This window comes from Escherichia sp. Marseille-Q3837 (assembly GCF_916618735.1).
Taxonomy (GTDB): domain Bacteria; phylum Pseudomonadota; class Gammaproteobacteria; order Enterobacterales; family Enterobacteriaceae; genus Escherichia; species Escherichia ruysiae.
In genome coordinates this window covers 93190-113814 of sequence record NZ_CAKAKC010000001.1, presented here as the reverse complement: position 1 = coordinate 113814, position 20625 = coordinate 93190, and the positions used below count along the sequence as shown (strand labels likewise).

17 protein-coding genes are annotated in these 20625 nt (G+C 51.9%); 8 read left to right on the top strand and 9 right to left on the bottom strand.

Going from position 1 to position 20625, the window contains the following annotated elements; all coding sequences use genetic code 11:
- The first annotated feature begins 44 nt into the window (after nucleotides 1–44).
- Nucleotides 45–434 (top strand): 8-oxo-dGTP diphosphatase MutT, encoded by a 390-nt coding sequence (gene mutT / locus LG381_RS00515; protein ID WP_032224426.1) that lies wholly within the window; start codon nucleotides 45–47, stop codon nucleotides 432–434.
- A 100-nt stretch (nucleotides 435–534) separates the two neighbouring features.
- Here mutT and yacG read toward each other — a convergent pair whose 3' ends face one another.
- From yacG to coaE, 3 genes are read right to left on the bottom strand one after another with little or no spacing between them, the layout of a single operon-like run.
- Nucleotides 535–732 carry a DNA gyrase inhibitor YacG gene (gene yacG / locus LG381_RS00510; protein WP_000005045.1) on the bottom strand — a complete coding sequence of 66 codons (198 nt, stop codon included), beginning with the start codon at nucleotides 730–732 and terminating at the stop codon, nucleotides 535–537.
- Between the two features lie 9 nt (nucleotides 733–741).
- Nucleotides 742–1485: a cell division protein ZapD gene (gene zapD, locus LG381_RS00505; protein WP_001194742.1), complete on the bottom strand. Its 744-nt coding sequence runs from the start codon at nucleotides 1483–1485 to the stop codon at nucleotides 742–744.
- Nucleotides 1485–2105, bottom strand: a complete 621-nt coding sequence (gene coaE / locus LG381_RS00500; RefSeq protein ID WP_001269534.1) for a dephospho-CoA kinase — start codon at nucleotides 2103–2105, stop codon at nucleotides 1485–1487. Before coaE ends, zapD begins: the two co-directional genes overlap by 1 nt.
- Nucleotides 2106–2329: 224 nt before the next feature.
- Here coaE and guaC point away from each other — a divergent pair, with 224 nt between their 5' ends.
- Nucleotides 2330–3373 (top strand): GMP reductase, encoded by a 1044-nt coding sequence (guaC, locus tag LG381_RS00495; protein WP_001217338.1) that lies wholly within the window; start codon nucleotides 2330–2332, stop codon nucleotides 3371–3373.
- 34 nt (nucleotides 3374–3407) lie between these two features.
- Here the strand turns inward: guaC and hofC are convergent, their stop codons facing one another.
- The 4 genes from hofC to nadC all read right to left on the bottom strand — a co-directional run bounded on the left by hofC (nucleotide 3408) and on the right by nadC (nucleotide 7532).
- Nucleotides 3408–4610 carry a protein transport protein HofC gene (gene hofC, locus LG381_RS00490; protein ID WP_225761902.1) on the bottom strand — a complete coding sequence of 401 codons (1203 nt, stop codon included), beginning with the start codon at nucleotides 4608–4610 and terminating at the stop codon, nucleotides 3408–3410.
- Nucleotides 4600–5985, bottom strand: coding sequence for a type II secretion system protein GspE (gene gspE / locus LG381_RS00485; RefSeq protein WP_225761901.1), 1386 nt, complete (start codon nucleotides 5983–5985; stop codon nucleotides 4600–4602). Before gspE ends, hofC begins: the two co-directional genes overlap by 11 nt.
- A gap of 9 nt (nucleotides 5986–5994) precedes the next feature.
- Nucleotides 5995–6435, bottom strand: coding sequence for a prepilin peptidase-dependent pilin (gene ppdD / locus LG381_RS00480; protein ID WP_112029454.1), 441 nt, complete (start codon nucleotides 6433–6435; stop codon nucleotides 5995–5997).
- Between the two features lie 203 nt (nucleotides 6436–6638).
- Nucleotides 6639–7532 carry a carboxylating nicotinate-nucleotide diphosphorylase gene (gene nadC, locus LG381_RS00475; RefSeq protein ID WP_001135165.1) on the bottom strand — a complete coding sequence of 298 codons (894 nt, stop codon included), beginning with the start codon at nucleotides 7530–7532 and terminating at the stop codon, nucleotides 6639–6641.
- 87 nt (nucleotides 7533–7619) lie between these two features.
- Between nadC and ampD the strand changes: the two genes are divergently transcribed.
- The gene (gene ampD, locus LG381_RS00470) at nucleotides 7620–8171 is read left to right on the top strand and encodes a 1,6-anhydro-N-acetylmuramyl-L-alanine amidase AmpD (RefSeq protein ID WP_000923724.1); all 552 of its coding nucleotides are present in this window, start codon (nucleotides 7620–7622) and stop codon (nucleotides 8169–8171) included.
- Nucleotides 8168–9022 (top strand): beta-lactamase regulator AmpE, encoded by an 855-nt coding sequence (ampE, locus tag LG381_RS00465; protein WP_000171991.1) that lies wholly within the window; start codon nucleotides 8168–8170, stop codon nucleotides 9020–9022. The genes ampD and ampE overlap by 4 nt, the downstream gene beginning before the upstream one ends.
- Before the next feature lie 42 nt (nucleotides 9023–9064).
- On the opposite strand, the gene aroP is transcribed toward ampE, so the two are convergent.
- The gene (gene aroP, locus LG381_RS00460) at nucleotides 9065–10438 is read right to left on the bottom strand and encodes an aromatic amino acid transporter AroP (protein ID WP_225761900.1); all 1374 of its coding nucleotides are present in this window, start codon (nucleotides 10436–10438) and stop codon (nucleotides 9065–9067) included.
- Between the two features lie 541 nt (nucleotides 10439–10979).
- Here aroP and pdhR point away from each other — a divergent pair.
- The 4 genes from pdhR (at nucleotide 10980) to lpdA (ending at nucleotide 18230) form a co-directional block, all read left to right on the top strand.
- The gene (gene pdhR / locus LG381_RS00455) at nucleotides 10980–11744 is read left to right on the top strand and encodes a pyruvate dehydrogenase complex transcriptional repressor PdhR (RefSeq protein WP_000331776.1); all 765 of its coding nucleotides are present in this window, start codon (nucleotides 10980–10982) and stop codon (nucleotides 11742–11744) included.
- A 160-nt stretch (nucleotides 11745–11904) separates the two neighbouring features.
- Complete coding sequence (gene aceE, locus LG381_RS00450; RefSeq protein WP_000003836.1) at nucleotides 11905–14568, top strand: pyruvate dehydrogenase (acetyl-transferring), homodimeric type; 2664 nt, start codon at nucleotides 11905–11907, stop codon at nucleotides 14566–14568.
- 14 nt (nucleotides 14569–14582) lie between these two features.
- On the top strand, nucleotides 14583–16481 hold the full coding sequence (gene aceF, locus LG381_RS00445) for a pyruvate dehydrogenase complex dihydrolipoyllysine-residue acetyltransferase (RefSeq protein WP_225761899.1): 1899 nt from the start codon (nucleotides 14583–14585) through the stop codon (nucleotides 16479–16481).
- Nucleotides 16482–16805: 324 nt separating this feature from the next.
- Nucleotides 16806–18230: a dihydrolipoyl dehydrogenase gene (gene lpdA / locus LG381_RS00440; RefSeq protein ID WP_000102484.1), complete on the top strand. Its 1425-nt coding sequence runs from the start codon at nucleotides 16806–16808 to the stop codon at nucleotides 18228–18230.
- 242 nt (nucleotides 18231–18472) lie between these two features.
- Here lpdA and LG381_RS00435 read toward each other — a convergent pair whose 3' ends face one another.
- The gene (locus LG381_RS00435) at nucleotides 18473–20281 is read right to left on the bottom strand and encodes a DUF3300 domain-containing protein (RefSeq protein WP_225761898.1); all 1809 of its coding nucleotides are present in this window, start codon (nucleotides 20279–20281) and stop codon (nucleotides 18473–18475) included.
- Nucleotides 20282–20625 lie beyond the last annotated feature (344 nt).

The following is a 20625-nucleotide window of genomic DNA, read 5'->3' as shown; positions in this document are numbered from 1 at the left end:
ATAAAAGGCGCAGGATTCTGCGCCTTTTTTATAGGTTTAAGACAATGAAAAAACTGCAAATTGCGGTGGGTATTATTCGCAACGAGAACAATGAAATTTTTATTACTCGTCGTGCCGCAGATGCGCACATGGCGAATAAACTGGAGTTTCCAGGCGGTAAAATTGAAATGGGCGAAACACCGGAACGAGCGGTGGTGCGTGAACTTCAGGAAGAAGTCGGGATTACCCCGCAACATTTTTATCTATTTGAAAAGCTGGAATATGAATTCCCGGACAGGCATATAACACTGTGGTTCTGGCTGGTCGAAAGCTGGGAAGGGGAGCCGTGGGGTAAAGAAGGGCAGCCCGGAGAGTGGATGACGCTGGCCAGCCTCAATGCAGATGATTTTCCGCCAGCCAATGAACCGGTAATTGCGAAGCTTAAGCGTCTGTAGGTCGGACAAGGCGTTTACGCCGCATCCGACATTTGCGCAAGATGCCTGATGCGATGCTGACCGCGTCTAATCAGGCCTACGTGCGGCATCAGACAAAATGTCACTGCTTTGGCTCTTCGCTCCAGTCATCACTCTCAGAAAGATCACCGCTGCTGGGGATTCGTTTTTCTTCAGCAGCCCATTCTCCGAGGTCGATCAGTTGACAACGTTTGCAACAAAATGGCCGAAACGGGCTGACTTCACCCCAAACCACCGTTTTCCCGCAGGTAGGGCAATTCACCGTAATAGTTTCTGACATTTTTACTCCTTAGCAACAGGCCAGTTCGAAATCCAGACGTTCCGGTACTTGTCCATTTTCACTGTCCAGTGGCATAAAACGAATCGCAAAACGGCTTTTATGACCGGAAATTTGCGGATAAAGCTGTGAATCGAGCGCCAGATTCAGGCGCAGCAAATCGGCATCGTCACCGTTATCCTGATAAAAACCATTCAGGCTGGTTTGTTTGCGGAAGGGGGCAGACTGGCGAATTAAATCAAGCACCATGGTAAGTGCCTGGGTGAGCGGGTTCAGGCTGGCAATCCAGGTTTCTACCTGGCTGTCGCGTTGTGACTGGGGTAAATGCAGCCAGATATGCAAAGTGGGCAAATCAAAGCTACAACAGCCGCCAGGGATGCTCAGACGCTGACGCACTAAGGCAATCAGCCTGTCTTCACGTAGAAATTGCCCGATACGCGGCGCGGAAATCAACACGCTACCCGCTGTTTTTAACTGCTGAATTAATGCTTCAATACGGCTCTGATCAACGCCTGGCACGCCAATCCAGGTCTGGAGTTTACGTTGCTGGCGGTCAAGCTCTTTCAACAGCTCAGTGCGCACTTCTCCGCGCTCGAAAACATCCAGCAATTCGCTGACATTACGGAAGAAATGCAGGGCGCCAGCGTAGTCAACGATGGGTAAATTTACGGTGAGTTGTTGAATTAAAAACTCAATGCGCAGCCATGTACGCATTTTTTCATTTAGTGGATGTTCAAAAAGGACCTGGGTCTGCATTACGGTTTTTCCTGTGAGACAAACTGCGACGCAAGCTGCAAATAGTGTGCGTGCAGGCGGGCAACATCCGATGCAATAGCATCCGGTGCGCCGTTATTATCAATGACGTCATCTGCCACGGCAAGACGGGCTTCGCGCGTTGCTTGGGCAGCAAGAATTTGTTCGACATGCTCGCGAGTAACATCATCGCGCTGCATGGTGCGCTTAAGTTGCGTTTCTGGGCTGACATCCACCACCAGCACACGATTCGCTTTTTTATACAGTGAGTTTTCTACCAGCAATGGCACAACCCACAGTATATAGGGAGAAGTTGCCTGCTGGATCTGACGTTGCGTCTCCTGCTGAATCAGCGGATGCAGCAGGGCGTTAAGCCAGTTTTTCTCTTCCGGGTTAGCGAAGATCCGCTCGCGCAAGACCCTGCGCTGCAATGACCCATCAGCAGCAATCATGTCAGCGCCAAAGTGTTCAGCAATGGCACGTAGCGCAGGTGCACCTGGTTCAACCACCTGACGCGCAATAATATCGGCATCAATGACGTTAATTCCGAGGTCTGCAAACGCATTTGCAACGGTACTCTTGCCACTGCCAATGCCTCCCGTTAAGGCAACTATATACCTCATAATTTATATTCCCGGGAATTCATCATGATTATCAAAATGTTAAAAATGAGCGTACAAAAGCGAAATTGATGGAACATTCGCTCATTATTTACCAGGTAAATTTATGGGATTGTAGCGTAAAAAAAGACAATTTCGCAGTCTTGCGCCACATCGATTAGTGCGTATGATAGCGTCACTGGAGTTGCGCTCTTATCCTTATAGCCATTAACCCCAGGAATCCGCACATGCGTATTGAAGAAGATCTGAAGTTAGGTTTTAAAGACGTCCTCATCCGTCCTAAACGTTCTACTCTTAAAAGTCGTTCCGATGTTGAACTGGAACGTCAATTCACCTTCAAACATTCAGGTCAGAGCTGGTCCGGCGTGCCGATTATCGCCGCGAATATGGACACCGTAGGCACTTTTTCCATGGCCTCTGCGCTGGCTTCTTTTGATATTCTGACTGCTGTGCATAAACACTATTCTGTCGAAGAGTGGCAAGCGTTTATCAACAATTCTTCCGCTGATGTGCTGAAACATGTGATGGTTTCTACCGGCACGTCTGATGCGGATTTCGAAAAAACCAAACAAATTCTCGACCTGAACCCGGCATTAAACTTCGTTTGTATTGATGTGGCGAATGGTTATTCCGAACACTTCGTGCAGTTCGTTGCGAAAGCGCGTGAAGCGTGGCCGACCAAAACCATTTGTGCTGGCAACGTAGTGACTGGTGAAATGTGTGAGGAGCTTATCCTCTCCGGTGCTGATATCGTTAAAGTTGGTATTGGCCCAGGTTCTGTCTGTACAACTCGCGTCAAAACAGGCGTCGGTTATCCGCAACTTTCTGCGGTAATCGAATGTGCCGATGCCGCGCACGGTCTGGGCGGGATGATCGTCAGCGATGGTGGCTGCACCACACCGGGCGATGTCGCGAAAGCCTTTGGCGGCGGTGCTGATTTCGTGATGCTCGGTGGTATGCTGGCAGGCCACGAAGAGAGCGGTGGTCGCATTGTTGAAGAGAACGGCGAGAAATTTATGCTGTTCTACGGCATGAGCTCCGAGTCTGCGATGAAACGCCACGTTGGCGGCGTTGCGGAATACCGCGCAGCAGAAGGTAAAACTGTTAAGCTGCCGCTGCGAGGCCCGGTTGAAAATACCGCGCGTGATATTTTGGGCGGCCTGCGTTCAGCTTGTACATACGTTGGGGCTTCACGCCTGAAAGAACTGACCAAGCGCACCACGTTTATTCGTGTGCAGGAACAAGAAAACCGCATCTTCAACAACCTGTAATCTCCCAACGCTGGCGTGGAGCAACACGCCAGCGTTATCCCATCCCACTCATCGCATCGCCTAAATGGAAAATTGGCAGATACATTGCCACCACCAGCGTACCGATAATTCCTCCCGTTATGATCAGCAACGCCGGTTCCAGTAAGGCTGCGAGGTTATCCGCCAGCGCCATTGTGTTATCTCGATGATGATGGGCGAGGTTGTCTAGCATGAGATCCAGCGAGCCGGATGCCTCTCCTGTTCTCACTAATTGCAAACAGAGCTGGCTAAACTCACCGGTATTTTTTAGCGCCAGCCAGATGGGATGACCGTTACTGATATCGTGCTGGATTTGTGTCAGAAGTTGCGCCCAGTACGGGCAGCGCATTGTTTCTCTGACGCTCTCAATCCCTTGTAAAAAAGTAATCCCTGCACTTTGTGTCAGCGCCAGAATCGTAAAAATCTGCGTGAGTTTTTGTCCCCGCATCAGGGAACCCATAATCGGGATGCGTAACAGCAACTTCTGCCGCGTGATAAGCCAGGTCGGGCGGCGTATCAGCAACTTATTAGCTATTGCCAGCAGAAAGCCGAACAACACCAGCAGCCAGCCCCATTCACCACTAAAATCTGCCAGCGTCATGATCCCCTGCGTTAGCGCCGGTAACGGGGTATTAAAGGTCCTATAGATAGCGGCAAACTCCGGCAGAACAAAATGCAGCATTGCCACAACCACCATGATTGCCATCGCTAAAATGATGATGGGATAGCGCAATGCTGATTTCACTTTGTCGGCCAGCTGTCGCTGGGCTTTTTGCTGACGAGCCAGTTCAAAACAGCATTCATCCAGCTTACCGGTCAGTTCACCCGTGCGGATCATCGCCTGATAGAGCGGCGGAAATACCTCTGACCAGGGTAATAAGGCATAGGAAAAAGCAATGCCCTGTTCGAGATCGTGCGCCAGCGATTGCAGCAATGCTTGCCATTGCTTACTGGGATGCTGTTCCGCCAACAGTGCCAGCCCTTCAGAAAGCGTCAACCCGGCTTTGAGTAGCGTCGCCAGTTGATGAATGACTTCCGCGTTTTTATCTCCTCGCCACTGCGCAGAATTGATGGCGATTCGCTTCAGGCTTAGTGGGGTAACCATCTGTTGCTGTAGTGCAATAAGCAGCAAAGCACGGCTCTCTGCCCATAGCATCCCATCTTGCGTATTGCCGTCGCCGGTTATGCCATGCCAGCGCCAGAGTTGTTTACTCGCCATGCGGCATCCCCAATACGCGGATTAACTCTTCAAAGGTGGTTAAGCCTTGCTTCACGGCCAGGCTGCCGTTTTCAAAAAGCGTGCGCATTCCCGCCTGTCGGGCGTGCGTTTCAAGCGATTCAATGTCGGTATTAGCGGAAATAAGCTGGCGTATGACCGGTGTTATGGGCAGAACTTCAAATAAGGCCGTGCGACCATAAAAACCGTGGTAGCAATGTACACAACCGGGTGCCTGCCAGTGGGGCAGCGGCGACGGCCATACATTGTCTGGAATATGGATGGGCTCCCCTTGCTGTCGGCGACAATGTGGGCAAAGTTTACGTACCAGACGCTGGGCTATTACCAGCGTAAGTGCCGATGAGAGCATCCAGCGAGCAACGCCCATTTGCTGTAAACGCACCAGCGTTTCGCAGGTGGAATTAGTGTGTAGCGTGGACAATACCAGATGACCCGTTTGCGCGGCTTTAATAGCGATTTCTGCCGTTTCGCCATCGCGGATCTCTCCGATCATGATGACGTCAGGATCCTGGCGCAATAACGCACGCAAAACGCCCTGAAAGGTGAGCCCGGCACGCGGATGTATTTGCGTCTGGTTTAGCCCGGCGATGGGGATCTCAACCGGATCTTCGACGCTACAAATATTAATATCAGCGGTATTCAGCGTTTGCAGGGCACTATAAAGCGTGACCGTTTTGCCGCTTCCGGTAGGGCCAGTTACCAGCACCAGTCCCTGTGGTTGCTGTAGGGCATGAGCAAAGTCCGCCAGTTGTAACGGCTGCATTCCCAGCGTGTTGACATCCAGCGCCTGGTTCACCTGCTGTAACAACCGTAATACCACCTTTTCACCGCCCCGACATGGCAAGGTCGCAATACGAAATGAGACGGCGTTCCCTGCCAGTTCGACAGTGAATTGCCCGTCCTGCGGCAGGCGATGTTCCGCAATATCCAGGCTTCCCAGCACTTTTAATCTGGCGGTTAATGCGACTCCGGCATCCGGTGAAACATCCGGTAAAGGATGCAATACGCCGTCGATACGCAGGCGGATACGGTATCCATTGTCTGCTGGTTCGATATGAATATCAGACGCGCGTTGTTCCAGCGCAGATTGTAACGTTTGGGTCAGCAACTCTGCTCTGGGCTGATGCTTCTCCTGAACGGCTAAGGGCAACGTTTGTTGTACGCGACTGGCGTGACCTTCCATCTGCTGGCGCGTCCAGCAGGTGATCTCAATGCGTTTAGTGGTGGCAAAATGTAAGGCGTCGAGGAATTCATGCGAAGGCGCATCGACCACCGCCACATGAACCACCTCTTCGCTGGCATCCAGCAAGACTCCCTGATAACGCAGACACAGGGCGGTGAGCTGTGAAATATTCATGGCCGCTCCTTAGTTAGCGTCATCAAAGCGGAAGACATCTTCGCAGGCTTGCTGCAACGCGCTGTCACTTTGAATATTGCAGTTGCGCGTCCAGCCGGTGACGCCGTTTGCGTTATCCCAACTCGGCGTCATGACGACGCTTAGCCCATTGAGGCTCTCCTGCCCGGTCAGCGACACCACGCCCTTTGCCACACTCATGGCTGAAACATAGCGAGTGGTGGTGGGCGAGGGGATGCCATTGCTACCGCCGTCACAGGTATCTAATCCACCATGTTCCAGCGCGCACAATTCTACGGCAGTACGGTAAGGCACAAAGGTTTGTAGCATGTCGGTGAGTGCGGCTTTGCGCAGGTAGTTCTGATAAGCGGGAATGCCGATGGCGCTTAAAATGGCAATGATGCCAATAACCACCATCAGTTCGATAAGTGTAAAACCGCGTTGCTTGTCCATCTGTTTTGCTCCTTGATTTCGTTGGCGCTACTTTGGCAAACGCCATCGGCACAAGCGAGGGGCAAAAAACAAAACGGGAAAGCAGCTTCCGGGGTTTTTTATTACGTTGCAGTGAAAGACAAGAAATTTGCGAGGCGTTACGAAGAAAGATGGGGGAAGGGAAGATTATCCGCCCGCTACGGAGCGGATAAATCTGTCAGCAATTAGCGAAAACGCATTGAAAGGTCGAGTGCCTGTACGTGTTTAGTTAGCGCACCGACGGAGATAAAGTCCACGCCCGTTTCGGCAAATTCGCGCAGAGTTTTGTCGGTGACGTTGCCAGACACTTCCAGTAGCGCCTTGCCGTTGGTGCGTTTGACGGCTTCGCGCATCTGGTCTGTTTCGAAGTTATCCAGCATGATGATATCGGCACCTGCTTTCAGGGCTTCATCAAGTTCTTCCAGATTTTCTACTTCGACTTCTACTGGCGCATCCGGGTGCAACCAGGACGCTTTTTCGACCGCCTGACGCACTGAGCCGGAGGCAATAATATGGTTTTCTTTGATAAGGAAGGCATCAGAAAGCCCCAGACGGTGATTCGCTCCGCCGCCGCAAAGTACCGCGTATTTCAGAGCTGAACGCAGGCCGGGTAAGGTTTTGCGCGTATCCAACAACTGCGTGTTGGTGCCTTCCAGTAATTCGACATAGTGGCGTACCTTACTGGCAACCCCTGAAAGGGTTTGCACAAAATTGAGCGCAGTGCGTTCGCCCGTTAACAGCACGCGGGATGGGCCTTCAAGTTCGAACAAGGGTTGATTGGCGTTGATGACATCGCCGTCATCGACATGCCAGATGATGGTGACATCGTCGCCTGCCAGCTGAATAAACACCTCTTCAACCCAGCGTTTGCCGCAAAATACGCCATTCTCGCGGGTGATCACCGTGGCATGAGAGCGAGAATTTTCCGGTAAAAGTTTTGCCGTAATGTCATTGTTGGCATCGACTGTTCCGCCTAAATCTTCCCGCAGCGCCTGAGCCACCGCGCCGGGGATATCGAGATTAATGCGTTCCAGCAGCTCGTCACGTCGGGTGTCAGGGTTATAGCGGCGAGGCGGCATGTTAAAACTCCAGATAGCTAACGAATCATAAGGTAGAAACATGCTACTCTGAACCGGGTATTAGCACCACATATAAGGAGATCCTGCATGTTGTTAGAACAGGGGTGGCTGGTCGGCGCGCGCCGCGTTCCCTCACCACATTACGATTGTCGCCCGGATGACGAAACACCCACCCTGCTGGTGGTGCACAATATTAGCCTGCCGCCAGGCGAGTTTGGCGGTCCGTGGATCGACGCATTATTCACCGGAACTATTGATCCGCAGGCACATCCTTTCTTTGCTGAGATCGCCCATTTGCGCGTTTCCGCTCATTGTTTGATTCGCCGTGATGGTGAAATTGTCCAGTATGTTCCTTTCGATAAACGCGCCTGGCACGCGGGAGTCTCTCAGTATCAAGGTCGCGAACGCTGTAATGATTTTTCTATTGGGATTGAGCTGGAAGGTACTGACACGCTGGCGTACACCGATGCGCAGTATCAACAGCTTGCGGCGGTTACGCGGGCGCTGATTGATCGCTATCCAGATATCGCTAAAAACATGACGGGGCATTGCGATATTGCGCCGGAGCGGAAAACCGATCCCGGTCCTGCATTTGATTGGGCACGGTTTCGTGCGCTGGTTAGCAAGGAGACAACATGACGCTATTTACAACCTTACTGGTGCTAATTTTTGAGCGCCTGTTTAAGTTGGGCGAGCACTGGCAGCTTGATCACCGTCTTGAAGCGTTCTTTCGGCGGGTGAAACATTTTTCGCTGGGGCGCACGTTAGGTATGACCATTATTGCGATGGGAGTGACTTTTTTGCTGTTGCGCGCGTTGCATGGGTTATTGTTCAACGTCCCTACGCTGCTGGTATGGCTGTTGCTTGGTTTACTGTGTATTGGCGCGGGTAAAGTGCGTCTCCATTATCATGCATATCTGACAGCCGCTTCACGTAACGATAACCATGCCCGTTCCACGATGGCTGGCGAATTAACCATGATTCACGGTGTTCCTGCAGGTTGTGATGAACGTGAGTTCTTGCGTGAGCTGCAAAATGCACTGCTGTGGATCAATTTCCGTTTTTACCTGGCGCCGCTGTTCTGGTTGATTGTAGGGGGAACCTGGGGGCCAGTTACGCTGATGGGGTATGCGTTTTTGCGTGCATGGCAATACTGGCTGGCGCGTTACCAGACGCCGCATCATCGTTTACAGTCCGGCATTGATGCCGTGCTTCATGTGCTGGATTGGGTGCCGGTTCGTCTTGCGGGTGTGGTATATGCCTTGATCGGTCACGGTGAGAAAGCATTACCTGCCTGGTTTGCTTCGCTGGGTGATTTCCATACTTCGCAATATCAGGTGTTAACGCGTCTGGCGCAGTTCTCTCTGGCGCGTGAACCGCATGTTGATAAGGTGGAGACGCCGAAAGCAGCGGTTTCAATGGCGAAGAAAACTTCGTTCGTGGTTGTGGTGGTGATTGCGCTACTGACGATTTACGGAGCGTTAGTGTAAAGATTGTAGCCCTCACCCAGCGAGGGTGAGGGCGTAGAGAGATTAATGCGCTTTTATGGCTTTTGCGGTTTTCTCTTTAAACAGATAACCGATGCCTAACACGAGCAGCCATACCGGGATCAGGTAAACCGAAATCGCCATTCCCGGCGTCATCAGCATAATCACCAGTACCGCCGCCATAAATAGCAGGCAGATCCAGTTACCCAGTGGATAGAGCAGGGCAGGGAAACGAGTTATCACACCTTGTTCTTGCTTAGCGCGGCGGAACTTCATATGTGCCAGGCTAATCATCGCCCAGTTGATCACCAGAGCGGAAACCACCAGCGCCATTAACAGGCCGAATGCGGACTCTGGGGCAAGGTAGTTAATCAGTACGCACAATGCCGTAACCAGCGCAGAGACCAGAATGGTGTTTACCGGTACGCCGCGTTTATCGACGGAAGCGAGCATTTTCGGTGCGTTTCCTTGTTGTGCCAGACCGAAAAGCATACGGCTGTTGCAGTAGACGCAACTGTTATAAACCGAAAGCGCCGCCGTCAACACCACGATATTCAGGGCGTTAGCTACAAAAGTATCGCCCAACTCGTGGAAGATCAGCACAAACGGACTGGTATCGGCGGTAACGCGCGTCCACGGCATCAGGGAGAGCAGAACGGCTAAGGAACCAATGTAGAAAATCAGGATGCGGTAGATAACCTGATTAGTCGCTTTGGGAATACTTTGCTCCGGGTTATCTGCTTCTGCTGCGGTGATGCCCACCAGTTCCAGACCGCCGAACGAGAACATGATAATCGCCATCATCATCACCAGCCCGGTGAAGCCGTGCGGCAGGAAGCCACCTTGATCCCACAGGTTGCTAACGCTCGCCTGCGGGCCACCGTTGCCGCTAAACAGCAGCCAGCCACCGAAGATGATCATCGCCACCACCGCGATAACTTTGATAATGGCAAACCAGAACTCCATCTCGCCAAACACTTTAACGTTGGTCAGGTTGATGGCGTTGATCACCACAAAGAATACGGCGGCCGAAGCCCAGGTGGGGATTTCCGGATACCAGAACTGAATGTATTTGCCGACGGCAGTAAGCTCTGCCATGGCAACTAAAACGTACAGTACCCAGTAGTTCCAGCCAGAGGCGAAACCAGCAAAGCTGCCCCAGTATTTATAAGCAAAGTGGCTGAAGGAGCCTGCTACCGGTTCTTCGACCACCATTTCACCTAACTGACGCATGATCAGAAAGGCGATAAACCCGGCAATAGCGTAACCCAGGATAATCCCTGGCCCTGCGGACTGTATTACGGAGGCGCTTCCCAGGAATAGCCCGGTTCCTATCGCGCCACCCAGCGCGATAAGCTGGATATGGCGGTTTTTAAGGCCGCGCTTTAGCTGCTCGCCGTGCTGTTGACCTTCCATCATGAAACCTCGTGCGGTGATTGTTTTTTTGATCTACGCAGTAATGCGTGTGTAAGTTTGCAATTCCGTTTGTTGTATTAATTTGTTTACATCAAAGGCGTTTGAATTGTTACAAAGGGACTTCCGTCAGATCAAGAATAATGGTATGCGGCAGCGAATGCACTCGCTTTATGCCAGGTTGAAGATGAGTTGCCTAAAAAGAAATCGTTTGTAAAGGGAAGCCCCGAAACACCCCCACCGCAATAAATGAATATAAATTCGTTTTAATAGCATTAAAAATCGAAAAATTGGTAAGTGAATCGGTTCAATTCGGATTTTTATAGTTTAATAAACGTTAAAAAAACCATTGCTCACGTAAAGTCTACATTTGTGCATAGTTACAACTTTGAAACGTCATATGTGTCAAGTTGTTAAAATGTGCACAGTTTCATGATTTCAATCAAAACCTGTATGGACATGAGGTGAATACTTTGTTACTTTAGCGTCACAGACATGAAATTGGTAAGACCAATTGACTTCGGCAAGTGGCTTAAGACAGGAACTCATGGCCTACAGCAAAATCCGCCAACCAAAACTCTCCGATGTGATTGAGCAGCAACTGGAGTTTTTGATCCTCGAAGGCACACTTCGTCCGGGCGAAAAACTCCCACCGGAACGCGAACTGGCGAAACAGTTCGACGTCTCCCGTCCCTCCTTGCGTGAGGCGATTCAACGTCTCGAAGCGAAGGGCTTGTTGCTTCGTCGCCAGGGTGGCGGCACTTTTGTCCAGAGCAGCCTCTGGCAAAGTTTCAGCGATCCGCTGGTGGAGCTGCTCTCCGACCATCCTGAATCACAGTATGACTTGCTCGAAACACGACACGCCCTGGAAGGTATCGCCGCTTATTACGCCGCGCTGCGTAGTACCGATGAAGACAAGGAACGCATCCGTGAACTCCATCACGCCATAGAGCTGGCGCAGCAGTCTGGCGATCTGGACGCGGAATCAAACGCCGTACTCCAGTATCAGATTGCCGTCACCGAAGCGGCCCACAATGTGGTTCTGCTTCATCTGCTAAGGTGTATGGAGCCGATGTTGGCTCAGAATGTCCGTCAGAACTTCGAATTGCTCTATTCGCGTCGCGAGATGCTGCCGCTGGTGAGTAGTCACCGCACCCGCATATTCGAAGCGATTATGGCCGGTAAGCCGGAAGAAGCGCGCGAAGCATCACATCGCCATCTGGCCTTTATCGAAGAAATTTTGCTCGACAGAAGCCGTGAAGAGAGTCGCCGTGAGCGTTCTCTGCGCCGTCTGGAGCAACGAAAGAATTAGTGATTTTTCTGGTGAAAATTAGCCAGAAGATGTTGTAAATCAAGCGCATATAAAAGCGCGGCAACTAAACGTAGAACCTGTCTTATTGAGCTTTCCGGTGAGAGTTCAATGGGACAGGTTCCAGAAAACTCAACGTTATTAGATAGATAAGGAATAACCCATGTCAGAACGTTTCCCAAATGACGTGGATCCGATCGAAACTCGCGACTGGCTCCAGGCGATCGAATCGGTCATCCGTGAAGAAGGTGTTGAGCGTGCTCAGTATCTGATCGACCAACTGCTTGCTGAAGCCCGCAAAGGCGGAGTCAACGTAGCCGCAGGCACCGGCGTCAGCAACTACATCAACACCATCCCCGTTGAAGAACAACCGGAGTATCCGGGTAATCTGGAACTGGAACGCCGTATTCGTTCAGCTATCCGCTGGAACGCCATCATGACGGTTCTGCGTGCATCCAAAAAAGATCTGGAACTGGGCGGCCACATGGCATCCTTCCAGTCTTCCGCAACCATTTATGATGTGTGCTTTAACCACTTCTTCCGTGCACGCAACGAGCAGGATGGCGGCGACCTGGTTTACTTCCAGGGTCACATCTCCCCGGGCGTTTACGCTCGTGCTTTCCTGGAGGGTCGTCTGACTCAGGAGCAGCTCGATAACTTCCGTCAGGAAGTTCACGGCAATGGCCTCTCTTCCTATCCGCACCCGAAACTGATGCCGGAATTCTGGCAGTTCCCGACCGTATCTATGGGTCTGGGTCCGATTGGTGCTATTTACCAGGCTAAATTCCTGAAATATCTGGAACACCGTGGCCTGAAAGATACCTCTAAACAGACCGTTTACGCGTTCCTCGGCGACGGTGAAATGGACGAACCGGAATCCAAAGGTGCGATCACCATCGCTACCCGTGAAAAACTGGATAACCTGGTCTTCGTTATCAACTGTAACCTGCAGCGTCTTGACGGCCCGGTAACTGGTAACGGCAAGATCATCAACGAACTGGAAGGCATCTTCGAAGGTGCTGGCTGGAACGTGATCAAAGTGATGTGGGGTAGCCGTTGGGATGAACTGCTGCGTAAAGATACCAGCGGTAAACTGATCCAGCTGATGAACGAAACCGTTGACGGCGACTATCAGACCTTCAAATCGAAAGATGGTGCGTACGTTCGTGAACACTTCTTCGGTAAATATCCTGAAACCGCAGCACTGGTTGCAGACTGGACTGACGAGCAGATCTGGGCACTGAACCGTGGTGGTCACGATCCGAAGAAAATCTACGCTGCATTTAAGAAAGCGCAGGAAACCAAAGGCAAAGCGACAGTAATCCTTGCTCATACCATTAAAGGTTACGGCATGGGCGACGCGGCTGAAGGTAAAAACATCGCGCACCAGGTTAAGAAAATGAACATGGACGGCGTGCGTCACATCCGCGACCGTTTCAATGTGCCGGTGTCTGATGCAGATATCGAAAAACTGCCGTACATCACCTTCCCGGAAGGTTCTGAAGAGCATACCTATCTGCACGCTCAGCGTCAGAAACTGCACGGTTATCTGCCAAGCCGTCAGCCGAACTTCACCGAGAAGCTTGAGCTGCCGAGCCTGCAAGACTTCGGCGCGCTGCTGGAAGAGCAGAGCAAAGAGATTTCTACCACTATCGCTTTCGTTCGTGCCCTGAACGTGATGCTGAAGAACAAGTCGATCAAAGACCGCCTGGTGCCGATCATCGCCGATGAAGCTCGTACTTTCGGTATGGAAGGTCTGTTCCGTCAGATTGGTATTTACAGCCCGAACGGTCAGCAGTACACCCCGCAGGACCGCGAGCAGGTTGCTTACTATAAAGAAGACGAGAAAGGTCAGATTCTGCAGGAAGGGATCAACGAGCTGGGCGCAGGTTGTTCCTGGCTGGCAGCGGCGACCTCTTACAGCACCAACAATCTGCCGATGATTCCGTTCTACATCTATTACTCGATGTTCGGCTTCCAGCGTATCGGCGATCTGTGCTGGGCGGCTGGCGACCAGCAAGCGCGTGGCTTCCTGATCGGCGGTACTTCCGGTCGTACCACCCTGAACGGTGAAGGTCTGCAGCACGAAGATGGTCACAGCCATATTCAGTCGCTGACTATCCCGAACTGTATCTCTTACGACCCGGCTTACGCTTACGAAGTTGCTGTCATTATGCATGACGGTCTGGAGCGTATGTACGGTGAAAAACAAGAGAACGTTTACTACTACATCACCACGCTGAACGAAAACTACCACATGCCGGCAATGCCGGAAGGTGCTGAGGAAGGTATCCGTAAAGGTATCTACAAACTCGAAACCATTGAAGGTAGCAAAGGTAAAGTTCAGCTGCTGGGCTCCGGTTCTATCCTGCGTCACGTCCGTGAAGCAGCACAGATCCTGGCGAAAGATTACGGCGTAGGTTCTGACGTCTATAGCGTGACCTCCTTCACCGAACTGGCGCGTGATGGTCAGGATTGTGAACGCTGGAACATGCTGCACCCGCTGGAAACTCCGCGCGTTCCGTACATCGCTCAGGTGATGAACGACGCTCCGGCAGTGGCATCTACCGACTATATGAAACTGTTCGCTGAGCAGGTCCGTACTTACGTACCGGCTGACGACTACCGCGTCCTGGGTACTGATGGCTTCGGTCGTTCCGACAGCCGTGAGAACCTGCGTCACCACTTCGAAGTTGATGCTTCCTACGTAGTGGTTGCGGCGCTGGGCGAACTGGCTAAACGTGGCGAAATCGATAAGAAAGTGGTTGCTGACGCAATCGCCAAATTCAACATCGATGCAGAAAAAGTTAACCCGCGTCTGGCGTAAGAGGTAAAAGAATAATGGCTATCGAAATCAAAGTACCGGACATCGGGGCTGATGAAGTTGAAATCACCGAGATCCTGGTCAAAGTGGGCGACAAAGTTGAAGCCGAACAGTCGCTGATCACCGTAGAAGGCGACAAAGCCTCTATGGAAGTACCGTCTCCGCAGGCGGGTATCGTTAAAGAGATCAAAGTCTCTGTTGGCGACAAAACCCAGACCGGCGCACTGATTATGATTTTCGATTCCGCCGACGGTGCAGCTGACGCTGCACCTGCTCAGGCAGAAGAGAAGAAAGAAGCCGCTCCGGCAGCAGCACCAGCGGCAGCGGCGGCAAAAGATGTTAACGTTCCGGATATCGGCAGCGACGAAGTCGAAGTGACCGAAATCCTGGTGAAAGTGGGCGATAAAGTTGAAGCTGAACAGTCGCTGATCACCGTTGAAGGCGACAAGGCTTCTATGGAAGTTCCGGCGCCGTTTGCAGGCACCGTGAAAGAGATCAAAGTGAACGTTGGCGACAAAGTGTCTACCGGCTCGCTGATTATGATCTTCGAAGTTGCGGGTGAAGCAGGTGCGGCAGCTCCGGCTCCGGCGGCTAAACAGGAAGCGGCTCCGGCAGCAGCACCTGCACCAGCGGCTGGCGTGAAAGAAGTTAACGTTCCGGATATCGGCGGTGACGAAGTTGAAGTGACCGAAGTGATGGTGAAAGTGGGCGACAAAGTTGCCGCTGAACAGTCACTGATCACCGTAGAAGGCGACAAAGCCTCTATGGAAGTTCCGGCTCCGTTCGCGGGCGTCGTGAAGGAACTGAAAGTCAACGTTGGCGATAAAGTGAAAACTGGCTCGCTGATTATGATCTTCGAAGTTGAAGGCGCAGCGCCTGCGGCAGCTCCGGTGAAACAGGAAGCGGCAGCTCCGGCTCCAGCAGCAAAAGCTGAAGCCCCGGCAGTAGCACCGGCTGCGAAAGCGGAAGGCAAATCTGAATTTGCTGAAAACGACGCTTACGTTCACGCGACTCCGCTGATCCGCCGTCTGGCACGTGAGTTTGGCGTTAACCTGGCGAAAGTGAAGGGCACTGGCCGTAAAGGTCGTATCCTGCGCGAAGACGTTCAGGCTTACGTGAAAGAAGCTATCAAACGTGCAGAAGCGGCTCCGGCAGCGACTGGCGGCGGTATCCCTGGCATGTTGCCGTGGCCGAAGGTGGACTTCAGCAAGTTTGGTGAAATTGAAGAAGTGGAACTGGGCCGCATTCAGAAAATCTCTGGTGCTAACCTGAGCCGTAACTGGGTGATGATCCCGCATGTTACTCACTTCGACAAAACCGATATCACCGAGCTGGAAGCGTTCCGTAAACAGCAGAACGAAGAAGCAGCGAAACGTAAGCTGGATGTGAAGATAACCCCAGTTGTCTTCATCATGAAAGCCGTTGCTGCGGCACTTGAGCAGATGCCTCGCTTCAACAGTTCGCTGTCGGAGGACGGTCAGCGTCTGACCCTGAAGAAATACATCAACATCGGTGTGGCGGTGGATACCCCGAACGGTCTGGTTGTTCCGGTATTCAAAGACGTCAACAAGAAAGGCATCATCGAGCTGTCTCGCGAGCTGATGACTATTTCTAAGAAAGCGCGTGACGGTAAGCTGACTGCGGGCGAAATGCAGGGCGGTTGCTTCACCATCTCCAGCATCGGCGGCCTGGGTACTACCCACTTCGCGCCGATTGTGAACGCGCCGGAAGTGGCTATCCTCGGCGTTTCTAAGTCCGCGATGGAGCCGGTGTGGAATGGTAAAGAGTTCGTGCCGCGTCTGATGCTGCCGATCTCTCTCTCCTTCGACCACCGCGTGATCGACGGTGCTGATGGTGCCCGTTTCATTACCATCATTAACAACACGCTGTCTGACATTCGCCGTCTGGTGATGTAAATAAAAGAGCCGGCCCATCGGCCGGCTTTTTTCTGGTAATCTCATGAATGTATTGAGATTATTAGCGAATAGACAAATCGGTTGCCGTTTGTTGTTTAAAAATTGTTAACAATTTTGTAAAATACCGACGGATAGAACGACCCGGTGGTGGTTAGGGTATTACTTCACATACCCTATGGATTTCTGGGTGCAGCAAGGTAGCAAGCGCCAGAATCCCCTGGAGCTTACATAAGTAAGTGACTGGGGTGAGGGCGTGAAGCTAACGCCGCTGCGGCCTGAAAGACGACGGGTATGACCGCCGGAGATAAATAAATAGAGGTCATGATGAGTACTGAAATCAAAACTCAGGTCGTGGTACTTGGGGCAGGCCCCGCAGGTTATTCTGCTGCCTTCCGTTGCGCTGATTTAGGTCTGGAAACCGTAATCGTAGAACGCTACAACACCCTCGGCGGTGTTTGCCTGAACGTCGGCTGTATCCCTTCTAAAGCACTGCTGCACGTAGCGAAAGTTATCGAAGAAGCCAAAGCTCTGGCTGAACACGGTATCGTCTTCGGTGAACCGAAAACCGATATCGACAAGATTCGTACCTGGAAAGAGAAAGTGATCAATCAGCTGACCGGTGGTCTGGCTGGTATGGCGAAAGGCCGCAAAGTCAAAGTGGTCAACGGTCTGGGTAAATTCACCGGGGCGAACACCCTGGAAGTTGAAGGTGAGAACGGTAAAACCGTGATCAACTTCGATAACGCGATCATCGCAGCGGGTTCTCGCCCGATCCAACTGCCGTTTATTCCGCATGAAGATCCGCGTATCTGGGACTCCACTGACGCGCTGGAACTGAAAGAAGTACCAGAACGCCTGCTGGTTATGGGTGGTGGTATCATCGGTCTGGAAATGGGAACCGTATACCACGCGCTGGGTTCACAGATTGACGTGGTTGAAATGTTCGACCAGGTTATCCCTGCGGCTGACAAAGACATCGTTAAAGTCTTCACCAAGCGTATCAGCAAGAAATTCAACCTGATGCTGGAAACCAAAGTTACTGCCGTTGAAGCGAAAGAAGACGGTATTTATGTGACGATGGAAGGCAAAAAAGCACCGGCTGAACCGCAGCGTTACGATGCCGTGCTGGTAGCGATTGGTCGTGTGCCGAACGGTAAAAACCTCGACGCAGGTAAAGCAGGCGTGGAAGTGGACGACCGTGGCTTCATCCGCGTTGATAAACAACTGCGTACCAACGTACCGCACATCTTTGCTATCGGCGATATCGTCGGTCAGCCGATGCTGGCACACAAAGGTGTTCACGAAGGTCACGTTGCTGCTGAAGTTATCGCAGGTAAGAAACACTACTTCGATCCGAAAGTTATCCCGTCTATCGCTTATACCGAACCAGAAGTTGCATGGGTAGGTCTGACTGAGAAAGAAGCGAAAGAGAAAGGCATCAGCTACGAAACCGCCACCTTCCCGTGGGCTGCTTCTGGTCGTGCTATCGCTTCCGACTGCGCAGACGGTATGACCAAACTGATTTTCGACAAAGAATCTCACCGTGTGATCGGTGGTGCAATTGTCGGTACTAACGGCGGTGAGCTGCTGGGTGAAATCGGTCTGGCAATCGAAATGGGTTGTGACGCGGAAGACATCGCGCTGACCATCCACGCGCACCCGACTCTGCATGAGTCTGTGGGTCTGGCGGCAGAAATATTCGAAGGTAGCATCACTGACCTGCCGAACCCGAAAGCGAAGAAGAAGTAATTCTTCGTGTGCCGGAACATCCGGCAAATTAAGAAGCGGCTATTCTGGCCGCTTCAGATTGTTGACAAAGTGCTCGTTGTTGATGCCGGATGCGGCGTAAACGCCTTATCCGGCCTACAAAATCATGCAAATTCAATACATTGCAGGTGCCGTGTAGGCTCGATAAGCTTGCGCATCGGGCGATTCGATGTTTGTCATCAGTCTTAAGCGGCTAACAACGCCGCTTTTTTTACGCCTGCAATTTATCTTTCCAGTCTTCTTGCTCCACGCTCAGACAACCGTTCACGTACCGCAGACCGTTGCTCGTTATTCAGCCTGGCAGTACGGTTACTGTCGTTTAGACGTTGCGGGCGGTTCTCCTGAACTTTCTCCCGAAAAACCTGACGTTGTTCAGGAGATGCCGATTGAATACGCTGGCGGGCGTTATCACGTTGCTGTTGGTTGAGTGGGTGCTGCTCTGGTGATGCGGACTGAATACGCTCACGCGCTGCATCTCTTCGCTGCTGGTTCTTCGGGTTAGTCTGCATTTTCTCGCGGACTGCCTGGCGCTGCTCAGGTGAAGCGGACTGAATACGCTGACGCGCCGCCTCTCTTCGCTGCTGGTTCTGCGGGTTAGTCTGCATTCTCTCACGGAACGCCTGGCGCTGTTCAGGTGAGGCCGACTGATAACGCTGACGAGCGGCATCCTTTTGCTGCTGGGTCAGTGGTTGGCGACGGCTGAACTCGCGAAAATCTTCATAATTGCCATCGTGTTCCGCTTCATTAAACCGTTGTGCCGCAGCCTGACGTTGCGTATCTCGCGTAATGGCTGGTGCGGCGTGTGTTCGTTGCTGAAACTGACTTGCCGCTGCCTGACGCTGACTGTCGCGCGACGGTGCAGGAAGCGGCGTGGCGCTCATGCCGCCACTGACATCGGTTTGATGAAACCGCTTTGCCATATCCTGATCATGATAAGGCAAACCATTACGGTAGTTTGGATTGTGCCGCCATGCCATATTCTTATCAGTAAGATGCTCACCGGTGATACGGTTGAAATTGTTGACGTCAATATTGATGTTGTCACCGTTGTGTTGCCAGCCGTTGCCGTCACGATGACCGCCATCGTGGTGATGATAATCATCATCGTCATGATGATGGTCATGATCGTCGTCATCCCAGTCGATGCTGCTGAATAACGCGTATGTAGTAGCGACGCCCATGCTGTAGCCGAAACCGCGCACAAAGCTGTCAACAAACGGTTCTCCGGCTGGCGGCGGCAGGTAAACCGGCGGATACGCGGAATTGGCCCAGTTCCCGTAAACCACGGTCGGGTTATAGTTGGGAATATAAACCACATCCGGATTGGTTGGTTCGATGGTTATTACGGTCGGTGCAGGTTCTGTAATGACGGGGCTGGCTGTTGAAACGGTATTGGATTGTATGGCGGAAGGCGCGACAGCCGGTTTTACCGGTACAGCTTTCTTCGTTGTCGTAATGACTTTCTGTTCGGTTGATGACTTCAGCGACCCGGTTTGTTGCGCCAGTTGACGCAAACGCTGTACCGAGTCCATCACGTCCTGCGGCTGTGCCAGAAACGCATCGCCCAGGTTTTGCACCCACTGCGGGTTTTCGCCCATCAATGCCATCAACTGTGGAAACGCCACCAGTGATTTGACGCTGGCATCCCACGGCTGGTCAGATACCGCCTGAATAGCAGCATCGCCTTGTTTAAGTGGATTATCGTGCGACCATTGCACTGCTTGAGCAACGTTTGTCGGATAGGTTGATGCCATTAACACTTGTGAAAGCAGAGAATCGGGGTACAGTGCGACAGGCGCGACCCATTGATCAATTTGCGCAGTGCTGAATGTAGATTTAACGACGGCAGGTACTACTGGCGGCGCGGAAACCGTTGCTGGAAGCGTAGCTGTAGTGACAACAGGCACAGTTTGCGCTTCTATAGGCGTTTCCACAGTGCGGCTTTTTACATACAAAGCACCGGAAGCGGCACAAAGCCCGGCACTGCAAATTAGCGCCAGCACATGGGGTTTAAACGGCAAAGTCATTTTCATAATTCGGATCTCAAGGAAATCGCAATGGTCGGCGAACTGCCACCCGCAGGTGCTGTGAATCCGAGTATAAAGAGGCGGTAGTTTAAATTTTGACTAATCTTGGGATTCGTTGATAAAGGTGATTATCACTCTGCGAATTAACGAAGTTTTTACGAAGGGAAACAATCTCTAGACCATCCTTAACGATTCAGCCACTTTTTTATGTTGCTTTTTTGTAAACGGATTAACACATCGTCAAAATCCTGCTATTCTGCCCGTTGCGGTACTGGGCATTTACCCTACAAACTGCTGTCTCACAGGAGCGTGAAGAGAATCGCCTGCCGCACTATGACAATGAGAGCGAG

Coding starts and splice junctions, on each gene's coding strand:
- mutT (WP_032224426.1), top strand. CDS start 45: ATGAAAAAACTGCAAATTGCGGTGGGTATTATTCGCAACGAGAACAAT.
- yacG (WP_000005045.1), bottom strand. CDS start 732: ATGTCAGAAACTATTACGGTGAATTGCCCTACCTGCGGGAAAACGGTG.
- zapD (WP_001194742.1), bottom strand. CDS start 1,485: ATGCAGACCCAGGTCCTTTTTGAACATCCACTAAATGAAAAAATGCGT.
- coaE (WP_001269534.1), bottom strand. CDS start 2,105: ATGAGGTATATAGTTGCCTTAACGGGAGGCATTGGCAGTGGCAAGAGT.
- guaC (WP_001217338.1), top strand. CDS start 2,330: ATGCGTATTGAAGAAGATCTGAAGTTAGGTTTTAAAGACGTCCTCATC.
- hofC (WP_225761902.1), bottom strand. CDS start 4,610: ATGGCGAGTAAACAACTCTGGCGCTGGCATGGCATAACCGGCGACGGC.
- gspE (WP_225761901.1), bottom strand. CDS start 5,985: ATGAATATTTCACAGCTCACCGCCCTGTGTCTGCGTTATCAGGGAGTC.
- ppdD (WP_112029454.1), bottom strand. CDS start 6,435: ATGGACAAGCAACGCGGTTTTACACTTATCGAACTGATGGTGGTTATT.
- nadC (WP_001135165.1), bottom strand. CDS start 7,532: ATGCCGCCTCGCCGCTATAACCCTGACACCCGACGTGACGAGCTGCTG.
- ampD (WP_000923724.1), top strand. CDS start 7,620: ATGTTGTTAGAACAGGGGTGGCTGGTCGGCGCGCGCCGCGTTCCCTCA.
- ampE (WP_000171991.1), top strand. CDS start 8,168: ATGACGCTATTTACAACCTTACTGGTGCTAATTTTTGAGCGCCTGTTT.
- aroP (WP_225761900.1), bottom strand. CDS start 10,438: ATGATGGAAGGTCAACAGCACGGCGAGCAGCTAAAGCGCGGCCTTAAA.
- pdhR (WP_000331776.1), top strand. CDS start 10,980: ATGGCCTACAGCAAAATCCGCCAACCAAAACTCTCCGATGTGATTGAG.
- aceE (WP_000003836.1), top strand. CDS start 11,905: ATGTCAGAACGTTTCCCAAATGACGTGGATCCGATCGAAACTCGCGAC.
- aceF (WP_225761899.1), top strand. CDS start 14,583: ATGGCTATCGAAATCAAAGTACCGGACATCGGGGCTGATGAAGTTGAA.
- lpdA (WP_000102484.1), top strand. CDS start 16,806: ATGAGTACTGAAATCAAAACTCAGGTCGTGGTACTTGGGGCAGGCCCC.
- LG381_RS00435 (WP_225761898.1), bottom strand. CDS start 20,281: ATGAAAATGACTTTGCCGTTTAAACCCCATGTGCTGGCGCTAATTTGC.